Origin of the sequence: Collinsella sp. CLA-AA-H302, from assembly GCF_040093305.1 — a bacterium.
Classification (GTDB): domain Bacteria; phylum Actinomycetota; class Coriobacteriia; order Coriobacteriales; family Coriobacteriaceae; genus Collinsella.
The window spans coordinates 73,019-84,339 of the sequence record NZ_JBBNJW010000009.1 but is presented as its reverse complement, the minus strand read 5'-3'; the positions used below and the strand labels follow the sequence as shown (position 1 = coordinate 84,339).

The window sequence follows — 11,321 nt, the reverse complement described above, 5'->3', positions numbered from 1 at the left end:
CAGCGCCTGCCTGCTCACGCTGCTGCACCGCCCCAGCAGGCTGCAGCTCGCGCTGCCGCTCGCGGCGAAGGACGCCGCGAGCGTGGCGGCGGCGCTCGCGGGCGTGCGCTCGGCGCTGGGCGCCGGCGGCATGGCGAGGGTCTTCGGCGCCGTGCTCACCGACAACGGGAGCGAGTTCGCCGACGAGGGCGCCATCGCGGCGCTGCTCGGCGAGCGGGAGGGCGAGACGAGGCTGTTCTACTGCGACCCGAGGCAGAGCCAGCAGAAGGGCGCGTGCGAGCGCAACCACGTCGAGATCAGGAAGCTGCTGCCCAAGGGCGCCGGGATCAGGTTCGACCGGCTGGCCGCGGCGGACTGCGCGCTGCTCATGTCGCACGTGAACTCCGAGCCCCGCGGCGCGCTCGGCTTCGCGACGCCCGCCCGCGCGTTCCGGGCGATGCTCGGCGCGGACGCGGCGACGCTTCTGGACGCGTACGGCATCGAGGACGTGCCCGCCGGGGAGCTCGACCTGACGCCGGGGCTCATCGCGCGGGCGCGCGCCGAGAGGGGCGATGCCCCGCTGTCCTAGCCAAGAGGGAAATTGAATAGACGGACCGACCGTTCGGCTGAGTCTGGGAAGAGGTGCCGGGCGGAGGGCGGAGCATGGCCACCGGACCCATCGAAACACATCTCCACCGTTCCTTCAACTGGGAAAACGGCGCCCCCGGGCGCCCGGAGGGACCGCGGGGGCGTTCGGCTAGCTGCGGGAACGGCCTATCTGCTCAATGTGTTCGGCTGAGATTGGAAATCAACCATCGTAATAATACCTATAATGGCGATAGCTAAAACACGACCTGCTTCCCCATCGGAGGATATTTATGACCGAAACCACTGCCGCAGCCGCCATCGAGACACGCGACACCAAGCTCGAGATCATCATGGGCCGCGAGGCACTCGATAAGCTCGCCGATGCTACGGTGTTGGTGCTCGGCTGCGGAGGCGTGGGCTCCAACTGCTGCGAGGCACTCGCCCGCGGCGGCATCGGTCATTTCGTCATTCTGGACAAGGACATCATCGCGCCCAGCAATATCAATCGCCAGGCCATCGCCTTTCATAGCACCGTCGGCAAGCGCAAGGTTGACGTGATGGAAGCCATGATCCACGATATCAATCCTGCCGCCACCGTTATCAAACGTACCGAATACCTGCTGAGCGACAACATCGATGATTTCTTCGCGAGCGTTTTGGAGCAGACGGGCGGCAAGCTCGACTACGTCGTCGACGCCATCGACACCATCTCGGCCAAGCTCACCATTGCCAAATATGCTCAGGACCACGGCATTCGTTTGGTTAGTTCCATGGGCGGGGCCAACAAGCTCCATCCCGAGTGCCTCCGCTTTGCCGACATCTTCGATACGGTACGTGACCCCATGAGCCGCATTATGCGCAAAGAATGTAAGAAGCGCGGAATCAAGAGCCTACATGTACTGTTTAGCTGCGAGGAATCGGTTAAGACACAGCCCCGCGACCCTTCCAACATCCACGAGCGCACCGAGCTGGGAACTGCGAGCTTTATGCCGCCCATCATGGGCCAGATGATCGCTGGCGAGGTTATCCGCCAGATCAGCGGGCGCGGGTGCGAACGCGTGCGCACCGATGGCCAGCGCCTAAATTAACGAGACGCACCGCGATGACACCGCAATTATTTGATGCGCATTGCCATCTTGATTTAATGGCTCGCCCGGACGCCGTTGCCGATGAGGCAACGGCGCTGGGCCTGGTCCTATTTGACTGCGGCGTCGATCCGCACGACTTTGCACGCGCCAAGAAGCGCGCCTGCGGCCGGTCAAATATCTTTGCCGGCATCGGCCTCCATCCCTGGTGGCTCGCCGACGGCCGCTGCGGTCCTGCCGAAGTCAATCTGCTTTGCGAAGTTGCCGCCCAAGAGCGCTACATCGGCGAGGTGGGACTCGACTTTTCCGCGCGTTTTGCCGGAAGCGAACCGCTTCAAATACAGGCACTTGACCGGCTCTGCGATGCGCTCGTGCAGAGCCCTCTTGCCGGGCGTGTGATATCAATTCACGCCGTTCGTTCGGCAGGAACCGTGCTAGACATCCTCGAGTCGCATGGATTACTCACGCCAAGCCCCGACTCCCCCGCTATCATTTTCCACTGGTTTAGCGACACTTCGAACGAGTTCGTCCGCGCACGAAGCGCAGGCTGCTATTTTTCCGTGAACGAGCGGATGCTCGCCACCAAGCGCGGTCGCGAATATGCCAGACAGATCCCACTCGATTGTCTGCTGCTCGAAACCGACGCTCCTGCCGAACTGCAAGCAGATACAAGCGCGCGGCAGCTCATCACATCGCTAAAAAGCGTCTCCCGGCGCATCGCCGAACTTAAAAACTGCGCCGAGGAGAGCGTCGAATCGACCGTTTTAGGAAATTCGCGCTCCATATTTGACTTCCGCTGATCCCGGTGGGCAAAAAATGCCAAATATGAGTACTGTTGCAAAGCTAGTCACATCATTTTGCGACAAAACAACACCCTGATAATGCACAGCTGTTCATTATCAGGGTGTTTTAGCATGGATAAAGCCGCCTATAACAGGCTTTTATCGCTCTCGGACATTCAACTAGGGCCTCAAAAGCTTAATTTCGCTGTTAATAAAATAGTGACAGTACTCATATTTGGCATTTTTTGCCCACAGGGTCCCGAGAAGACAACGATTCGACTTCCCGGGACTGCTCACCTATTCGGAAATCGGCGCTCCATGGCCCCAGGAGCCTTCCATGCCGCATACAGTCGAGGCAAACCCCGCCGCAAAGTCGAGCGCGCGCTCAATAGCATTAGCGTCATCGTTGCCACGCTTGACAGCATCGAGATAGCACATCAGGAACGAAGTCAGGAACGAGTCACCCGCTCCCATGGTGTCCTTCATATCTGCCACAGGCTTGGCATGCTGCCGATAGTAACGCTTGCCGTCGTAGGCAATGCAGCCCTCAGCGCCAGCCGTGGCCGATACAAAACGCGGACCCAAGCCCTGCACCCATGCCAGACGCTCGCGAATCTCGTCCTCACCCGCGGCATCCGCCGCACTAAAGAAAGCAAAATCGACGTAGGGCGCAATTTGCTCGTAGTACTCGTCGGTGGAGTCGTCCGAAAAGTCAAAAGAGACCGTGACGCCCGCTGCCTTCAACTTGGACAGCTCGCGCTCGGTAAAGCAGTAGTTGCCCGAGTGAACCACGTCAAACTGTTTCATATATGCCAGATCAAATCGATCGAGCACATAGCGCGCATCGCCGCGGATGCCGCCCTCGTTCGACCCCAGAAACACGCGGTCACCATCGACCACGGTAACACGAGCCGCACCGTTCTCGCCGATGAGTTGTTTACATTTGGCGAGCTCGACGCTCTCGTCCTCAAGGCTCGCGATGATATGCTCAGCCGCGGCGTCGTTTCCAAAGATGCCCATATACGCGGAGCGCACGACTCCGCATTTCTTGGCATACACGGCAAAGTTCACCGCATTGCCGCCGGGATACATGGTGTGGATATGCTCGTAGCGGTCGACGACGTTGTCACCAAACCCAAGAGCGCTAACGTTGAATGTCATAGCGCCGCCCCTCTCTTATTCCAACGGAACCAGTGTTGTAGCAGCAGTACCGCCCAGAATCTACGCGAGTTCCAGCAGGTCCGGCAGCCGATCGATAATCTTGTCCGCGGCATCCTGGCTAAAGCCAAAGCGCTCCTCGCGCTTGGCGATTACCGTCAGTCCGGCACGCTTACCTGCGGTAATGCCATACAGAGAGTCTTCCACACAGCAACAGCAATCAGCAGGCAATCCCAAACGGTCTATGGCATGCAGATAGATGTCGGGCTCGGGTTTGCTGCGCTTGAACTGCTCACCCGAGACCAAAAACTCAAAGTAATCGCGAATGCCGCAGGTACCCAGCACCTCCTCGATATTGTTGAGAGGCGATGACGACGCCAGCGCAACGCGAACCCCACGCTCTTTCAGCCCCGCTAGCGTCTCGGCAACGCCGGGGTTGAGCAGCTTTCTATAGTCGCAGGGATACGCACTCGCCCACACCTCATAGCGTGCCTCGGCAGCCTCGACGCCGAGCTTGCCCAAGCCCGCACGCTCATGCCAATCGACGAGTACCTGCTGAAAATCACGGTGCGATGACCCCACAATTGCATTAAGCTCGTCGCGCGTCACAGAAATCTGCAGGTAATCGATATACCTCTCGAGTTCCTTCTGATAGTAAAACTCGGTGTCGACCAAAACACCATCCATGTCAAAGATAACGGCGTCGAACGGAAATGCAGACACGGCACCCTCCCTAACAAAAGGGCGCCTGTAAGCAGGCGCCCGAACCATGCATTATCGGCGATTCTAGCCCAGCAGCTTATCCAGCGCCACCGCAATACCGTCTTCGTTGTTATTGGCGGTCACCATCTGGGCTACCGCCTTAACCTCATCGACGGCGTTGCCCATGGCAACACCGGTGCCGGCCCACTCAATCATGGACTTGTCGTTCTGGCCGTCGCCAAACGAGACGACCTCGCTGGCATCGATACCGAGCTTGGGCAGGGCACCCTCGAGCGCGCGGGCCTTGTCGATACCGGGCGCCGTGTACTCAAAGTACCAGTCGGCCGTAAACATGCCCGAAAGCGTCTGGGTAAAGGGCGCATACATCTCCTCGTAATGCGCCTGTAGGTAGGCCGGGTCGCCTGCCGTCAGCAGCTTGTCCACGGGATAAGCGTCCACAACCTCATGCAAGCTCTCGACCTCGCGGATCTTAAGGTCACACGCATCGCGCTCGTATTTGACGATGTTTTTCTGCGAGCCATCCGGCAGCGTAATCATGCAGCGGTACGAATCCTCGACATGAAGATCGCGACCAAGCGAGATGATGGGGATCACGTCGAAATTGCGCAGGTGATCAATCAGACGGTGCAGCTCGTCAGCCGGCATGGCCTGGTCAAAAAGAACCTCATCGGTCTGAGCGTCGACCACATGCGCACCATTAAAGGCAACTAGCAGACCGTCATGGTTTTGAAGGTCGAGCTCCTGCGCCAAGGCGTGCAACCCCCATGCGGGACGGCCCGAAGCCAAGATGAGCTTAATGCCCGACTCCTGCGTCGCGAGCAGCTTCTCGCGCGTACGCGGGCTGATGACCTTTTGGTCGTTGGTGAGCGTACCGTCGATATCCATTGCGATGGCTTTGATTGCCATATATGCCTCCCTGTCATTGAACAACCTTGTCTGAGCCATCATACAGAACACCCACGGCAGCTCTGTCTGCAACGGGTAAAAAGTCATATTGTCCCGAACATGAACGGGACGCCTTCGACGATTGCGATGCCCGTCGAAGCGCCTCCCGATACATTCCATCCTATCCAAATAGCAAAGGGCCCGCATCCCAACGGATACGGGCCCTTGTCGGCTATGCGTTAGTTTTCGCAGCGAATCCTACTTGCGGTGAGCGCGGTAGAACTCGATGAGCGCCTGGGTCGAAGCGTCCTGCTCGGCCTTGGCGGCGTCGTCGTGGAAGGCCGGGGTGATCTGCTTGGCAAGCTGCTTGCCCAGCTCGACGCCCCACTGGTCGTAGGAGTCGATGCCCCAGACCGTGCCCTCGACAAACGTGATGTGCTCGTACAGGGCGATGAGCTCGCCGAGTGCGAACGGGGTCAGCGTGTCGCCGAAGATCGAGGTCGTCGGACGGTTGCCCTCAAAGCAGCGGGCCGGGACGATCTGCCCGGGCGTGCCCTCGGCACGAACCTCGTCGGCCGTCTTACCAAAGGCGAGCGCCTTGGTCTGGGCCAGGAAGTTGCCCAGGAACAGCTCGTGGACGTCCTGGCCGCTGTCGGTTGCGGGGTTGGCAGTGTTGGCGAAAGCGATAAAGTCGGCCGGGACCACCACGGTGCCCTGGTGCAGCAGCTGGTAGAAGGCGTGCTGACCGTTGGTACCGGGCTCGCCCCAGAAGATCTCACCGGTATCGGAGGTCACAGCGCTGCCGTCCCAGCGGACGTGCTTGCCGTTGGACTCCATGGTGAGCTGTTGCAGGTAGGCCGGGAAGCGGTGCAGATACTGGCAGTACGGCAGCACGGCGTGGCTCTTGGAACCGAAGAAGTTGACGTACCAGACGTTGAGCAGGCCCATCAGCGCGACGGCGTTGTTCTCGAGCGGGGTGTTGCAGAAGTACTCGTCGATGGCGTGGAAGCCCTCAAGGAACTGCTGGAAACGCTCGGGGCCGAGCACGACGATCAGCGACAGGCCCACGGCGGAGTCGACGGAGTAGCGGCCGCCGACCCAGTTCCAGAAACCAAAGGCGTTGGCCGGGTCGATACCGAAAGCCTCGACCTTCTCGAGTGCGGTGGAGACGGCGACGAAGTGCTTGGCCACGGCCTCGGCGTTCTGCTCATCGGAGCCATCGATGGCGCCCTGAGCCTTGAGCTGCTCGAGCATCCAGGTCTTGACCTCGCGGGCGTTGGTGAGGGTCTCGAGCGTGGTGAAGGTCTTAGAGACGATGATCACGAGCGTGGTCTCGGGATCCAAACCCTTGAGCTTCTCGGCCTGGTCGTTGGGGTCGATGTTGGAGATATAGCGGCAGTCGATACCGGCGTCGGCATAGGGACGCAGGGCCTCGTAAGCCATGACCGGGCCCAGATCGGAGCCGCCGATGCCGATGGACACCAGGTGCTCAATCTTCTTGCCGGTAACGCCCTTCCACTCACCGGAGCGCACGCGCTCGGCGAAGGCATACATGCGATCGAGGACCTCGTGCACGTCGGCGACGACATCCTGGCCGTCGACGATAAGCTGGCCTTTCTCGCTTGCCGGACGGCGCAGCGCGGTGTGCAGGACGGCGCGGTCCTCGGTGGTGTTGATGTGCTCGCCGGAGAACATGGCGTCGCGGCGCTCCTCGAGCTTCACCTCGCGGGCAAGATCGCACAGCAGCTTGACGGTCTCATCGGTCACCAGGTTCTTGGACAGATCGAAGTGAAGGTCGCCGGCGTCAAAGCTCAGCTTGTTCACGCGGTCGGCGTCAGCGGCGAACCAGGCCTTGAGGTCGATACCCTCGGCCTCGAGCTTCTCCTGATGAGCCTCGAGCGCCTTCCAAGCGGCGGTCGACGTAGCGTCGATAGGTGCGGCAACAGTTGCCATAAAGTCCTCCTCAGCATACGGGCGCAAGCCTCCATGCGCCCGGATAATCAGATAGTCCTATTCTAGCGCAGGTCAAGACTACAATCAGCGAGCGTTGCCAATCCGCCCCCCAACGGCAACCGACCAAAAAGGGACAGGTTTATTTTGGCAGGTCAAACGCTTTACCAACCAAAAATAACCTATCCCTTTATGGTAAATATTAGGCCGCGGCGCACACACTGCCGAGCAGCTCGCGCAAGGGCGAGCCGATACCCTCCAGCAGTTCGGGAGCGATGATGGCGAAAACGGGAACCTCGCCGGCACCCACAACGGCGGGCACTTTTCCCTCGGAGACGATGCATCCGTAGGGAACAAAGCCGTCCTCGCCGGCATCGAGCACGGCCATGCGACGAGCGAGTTCGCGCGCAAAGCCCGCCGTATCGGCATCGCCGATCGCCAGGACAAAGTCCACGCCCTCATCGGTCGCCAGGGCTACGGCCTCATCGACCAAATCGTCTCCCCCGTCGCCCCCGACCAAGCCGCAACGAAAGAGCACGCGTTCGAGCAGGGCGCGATCGAGCGAGCCCAGCGCCGCCGAAACGAGCTCATCACGCGTGTGCTTGTCGCCTCCCAGCACGACCAGTGTCTTGGTGCCGCCATAGTGGGCAACCAATCGCCCGCACCAGCGAGCCACGTCCCCATCCGCAACCAAGCGCGTCGGCATACCAAACCCATAGTTAACCATTATCCCCACAACCCTTCCGTGCTTTATGGTGGCATCAATCGTTAGCCTCATGCTACGAAGCGAGCTTTTCCGAGCTGTTTCGCGCTCTTTAGGGCTGCGTTAAAAACCCGATGCAACCGCACGACCATACCTGCCAAAAAGGGACAGATTTTGACGGCGTCCGGTCGAGCAGGTATTATCGAACAGGTATTCGATAAGAACATGTGTTTGATAGGAGGGCTCGGATGGCGCACGAGCAGCACACCTACATCTGCATCGACCTCAAGACGTTTTATGCCAGCGTCGAGTGCGTCGATCGTGGGCTCGATCCGCTCACCACCAACCTGGTCGTTGCCGACGAATCGCGCGGACGCACGACTATCTGTCTCGCTATCACGCAGGCTATGAAGGACCTAGGGATTCACAACCGCTGTCGCCTGTTCGAAATACCCGATGGCATCGACTACATTAAGGCCGTACCGCGCATGCAGCACTACATGGAGGTGTCGGCGCGGATCTACGGTATCTACCTGGAATACGTCAGTCCGCAAGACGTTCACGTCTACTCAATTGACGAGTGCTTTATCGACGTGACGCCATATCTGGACCTCTATCACACCGATGCGGAAGGCTTCGCCTGCATGTTGCGCGACGAGGTCCTCGCGCGCACCGGCATCACGGCGACGGTCGGCATCGGCCCCAACCTATTCCAGGCCAAGGTAGCACTCGACATCACTGCCAAGCATGTGCCCAGTCGCATCGGCACACTCGACGACGAGACCTTTCGCAAGGAGATCTGGCCCCATCGCCCCATCACCGACATCTGGGGCATCGGCCCCGGCGTGGCGGCCCGTCTCGAGAAATACGGTGTCTACGACCTGATGGGGGTCGCAGCGCTCGACGAGAACCTGCTCTACGACGAACTCGGCGTCAATGCCGAATATCTTATCGACCACGCCTTCGGGCGTGAGCCGACAACCATCGCCGATATCCAAGCTTATCGCCCGCAAGCGACCTCGACCACCACAGGGCAGGTGCTCTCGAAGGGCTATGCCTATGAGCAGGCCTACACCGTCTTGCGCGAGATGGTCGACAACGCCGTGTTGGACCTAGTCGATAAGCACGTGGTCTGCGACAGCATCTCGCTCTTTGTGGGTTATGCGAGCGAACGAGCTGACATACGCCGCCTCGACGCCAGCGGTACAGCGCAATATGTGGACGGATGCGGACACCTACGCTCGAGCACGTCGAGCATCGAACCCACCGCAACCGCCGGCCCTGAGCTCGCGCCCCGTGCGCCCAAGCCCGTCCAGCGCGATGACGAACGGCGCCGTCTGGTGCGCGAGGCGCAGGCAATCGATGGCATCTTTGTGGGCGAACACGGCGGCAAACCGCGCGGTGGCTATGCTGCCCTCTTTGCGCACTCCAACGCCTCGCGCAAGCTGCCCGAGCGCACCAATTCGTTTAAGAAGATCATGGGCTATTTCGATGACCTTTGGGCACAAACGGTCGATCCCAAACGACCGGTCAAGCGCATCAACCTGGGATTTGGCAACCTCATGCCGGAGGAGTTTGCCACCATCGATCTATTTAGCGATGTCGAGGCCGATGAGCGCGAGCGCGAGCTGGCCCGTGCCGTCCTGGCCGTAAAGGGCAAATACGGCAAAAACGCGCTCGTCAAGGGGCTGAGCTTTACCGCCGGCGCCACCGCACGCGAACGCAACGATCAGGTCGGAGGACACCGTGCCTAAACCAAAGCAACCCATGCGCCCGCCCACCGCCTTCGAACGCCTGGCCGACCCTGAGGGAAGACGCCGCGCCGCCGACCCCAACCTCACGGCCAACGGCGCCGTTCGCGCCGGACGCGCCGCGCAGTTTATGCCCTTCGCCGCCCTCACGGGGTACTACGAGCTCGTACGTAAGCAAGAAATCACCATCGAGCCCAAGTGTGAGCTCACGGAAGAAAAAGCCCTCGAGCTTTCGAAAAAGCTCGAGGGCCTCAAGCGCGGAGACCTGCTCCGCGTGACCTATTACGATACGTACGGCTATCGCTCCCGCACCGGCATCCTCGACGAGGCACTCCCTGCCTTCAAGCTCCTCAAGCTCAAAGACATCGCCATCGATTTCGATGACATTCTAGACATCAAACTGCGCGGACGAGCCTAGACAAGGAAATGCATCCAAGGCGGCGCTTACAGCGTCATGACGTAGTAACCCGCGTCCTTCACGGCCGCCACGAGAGCACCGCGATCGATCGGCTGCTTAGAGCGCACGCGTGCCGTGTGGTCCGCATACGTCACCGTTGCCCACACGCCATCCAGTGCATTGAGGGCATTGGCCACATTCTGAGCGCAGCCATCGCAGCTCATACCGCCGATGAGCAGCTCATCGCTATAGGGGTAGTGGGACAGATCGGTATCCGCAACCACTACCTTCTTGGCCTTCTTACCGCTCGCGCCATCGCTGCAACAACTCTTCCCGTGTGTCGAAGCGGCAATGCGACGCAGTCCAAAAAACATGCCGACGGCAATGACGGCCAGCACGATGAGATTCGCAGGGTTGAGCAAGTCACTCATGCGTTCCCCTTTCAAGTAGCCCTATCTAGATACCCCCATGGGGTGTCCCTATCTTAACCCAAAACCATGTCCGTTCGATCAATTAGTTTCCCTTTTCTTACTTTTTAGTTGACCTAGGCTTACTTTCGTGTATAAGTTTTCCTAGGTTAACAAGTGAGGACTCGAAAGGAGCGACGTGACTCGGACCATTGACATCCCAACGTTTCAGACGGCGGTCGTGCGTAACTGCTCCCCCACGCTCGCGGGTATCAAACCCGCTTCGCTCTTTACCTATCCCGGCGTCTACGCCCGTCAAGATGGCTCGAGCGCAACCGCGGCAATCGAAGATCGCCGAACGCGTCTGCTCAACGTTATCGCTCAGTGCAATCATGAGCTCGATCCGCTCGGCATCCACCTGAGTGTTTTGGTCTGGCGACCTTGCGGAGCGCTCGTCTACGTATACCGCCCCGCGGATCTCATGCGCTACCTATCCGACCCCCGAGCCGCAAGCGCGCTTGTCAGCGAAGGCTACGATATCCGCAACCTGCCCTCATCCCTCGTGCATCTCGCCGCGCGTATCACGCAGGCCAGCAGCAATGCCGCGGAAAGCGCTTATGGCAGCAGCCCTTGCGCACTCGCCCAAGATAGGCCTTGCGATAAGGGTTGCACCTGCGAGTTCCCCCACGAAATTGGCTACTTTTTGGGCTATCCCTACGAAGACGTGCATCAGTTTATCGTCCAGCATGGCGAAAACTACAAGGTCTTTGGCGCCTGGAAGGTCTACACGAATGTCGAGCAGGCGCTCACGACCTTCGACTCCTATCGCGCCTGCACGCAATACCTCACCTATGTCTATCAGCAGGGCTACAGCCTGGCACAACTTGCCCAGGCAACCCGATAGAACGTATAA

General features: G+C 59.8%; 11 protein-coding genes and 1 pseudogene. 6 read left to right on the top strand and 6 right to left on the bottom strand.

Annotation, left to right across the window (positions count from 1 at the left end; translation table 11 throughout):
- The 3 genes and pseudogenes from AAAV21_RS07955 to AAAV21_RS07945 form a co-directional block, all read left to right on the top strand.
- A pseudogene (locus AAAV21_RS07955) lies at window positions 1–568 on the top strand (IS30 family transposase); the annotation flags it as partial.
- A gap of 289 nt (window positions 569–857) precedes the next feature.
- Window positions 858–1,655 carry a tRNA threonylcarbamoyladenosine dehydratase gene (locus AAAV21_RS07950; RefSeq protein ID WP_349108683.1) on the top strand — a complete coding sequence of 266 codons (798 nt, stop codon included), beginning with the start codon at window positions 858–860 and terminating at the stop codon, window positions 1,653–1,655.
- Between the two features lie 14 nt (window positions 1,656–1,669).
- Window positions 1,670–2,452: a TatD family hydrolase gene (locus tag AAAV21_RS07945; RefSeq protein WP_349108681.1), complete on the top strand. Its 783-nt coding sequence runs from the start codon at window positions 1,670–1,672 to the stop codon at window positions 2,450–2,452.
- A 279-nt stretch (window positions 2,453–2,731) separates the two neighbouring features.
- Here the strand turns inward: AAAV21_RS07945 and AAAV21_RS07940 are convergent, their stop codons facing one another.
- The 5 genes from AAAV21_RS07940 to AAAV21_RS07920 form a co-directional block, all read right to left on the bottom strand.
- Entirely contained in the window at window positions 2,732–3,595 is an 864-nt protein-coding gene (locus AAAV21_RS07940) for a PfkB family carbohydrate kinase (RefSeq protein ID WP_349108678.1), read from the bottom strand.
- A 60-nt stretch (window positions 3,596–3,655) separates the two neighbouring features.
- Window positions 3,656–4,315, bottom strand: coding sequence for an HAD family phosphatase (locus AAAV21_RS07935; RefSeq protein ID WP_349108676.1), 660 nt, complete (start codon window positions 4,313–4,315; stop codon window positions 3,656–3,658).
- A gap of 63 nt (window positions 4,316–4,378) precedes the next feature.
- Window positions 4,379–5,221 (bottom strand): Cof-type HAD-IIB family hydrolase, encoded by an 843-nt coding sequence (locus AAAV21_RS07930; RefSeq protein WP_349108674.1) that lies wholly within the window; start codon window positions 5,219–5,221, stop codon window positions 4,379–4,381.
- A gap of 237 nt (window positions 5,222–5,458) precedes the next feature.
- Window positions 5,459–7,153, bottom strand: coding sequence for a glucose-6-phosphate isomerase (pgi, locus tag AAAV21_RS07925; RefSeq protein ID WP_349108672.1), 1,695 nt, complete (start codon window positions 7,151–7,153; stop codon window positions 5,459–5,461).
- Between the two features lie 199 nt (window positions 7,154–7,352).
- On the bottom strand, window positions 7,353–7,877 hold the full coding sequence (locus AAAV21_RS07920) for an iron-containing alcohol dehydrogenase (protein ID WP_158551284.1): 525 nt from the start codon (window positions 7,875–7,877) through the stop codon (window positions 7,353–7,355).
- Between the two features lie 224 nt (window positions 7,878–8,101).
- Here AAAV21_RS07920 and AAAV21_RS07915 point away from each other — a divergent pair, with 224 nt between their 5' ends.
- Window positions 8,102–9,607 (top strand): DNA repair protein, encoded by a 1,506-nt coding sequence (locus tag AAAV21_RS07915; protein ID WP_349108670.1) that lies wholly within the window; start codon window positions 8,102–8,104, stop codon window positions 9,605–9,607.
- Window positions 9,600–10,022, top strand: coding sequence for a hypothetical protein (locus AAAV21_RS07910; protein ID WP_233540713.1), 423 nt, complete (start codon window positions 9,600–9,602; stop codon window positions 10,020–10,022). Before AAAV21_RS07915 ends, AAAV21_RS07910 begins: the two co-directional genes overlap by 8 nt.
- A gap of 26 nt (window positions 10,023–10,048) precedes the next feature.
- On the opposite strand, the gene AAAV21_RS07905 is transcribed toward AAAV21_RS07910, so the two are convergent.
- The gene (locus AAAV21_RS07905; RefSeq protein ID WP_118226541.1) at window positions 10,049–10,432 is read right to left on the bottom strand and encodes a cation transporter; all 384 of its coding nucleotides are present in this window, start codon (window positions 10,430–10,432) and stop codon (window positions 10,049–10,051) included.
- Window positions 10,433–10,607: 175 nt separating this feature from the next.
- On the opposite strand from AAAV21_RS07905, the gene AAAV21_RS07900 reads away from it, so the two are divergent.
- Window positions 10,608–11,312, top strand: coding sequence for a DUF3793 family protein (locus AAAV21_RS07900; protein WP_349108668.1), 705 nt, complete (start codon window positions 10,608–10,610; stop codon window positions 11,310–11,312).
- The last annotated feature ends 9 nt before the right edge of the window (window positions 11,313–11,321 follow it).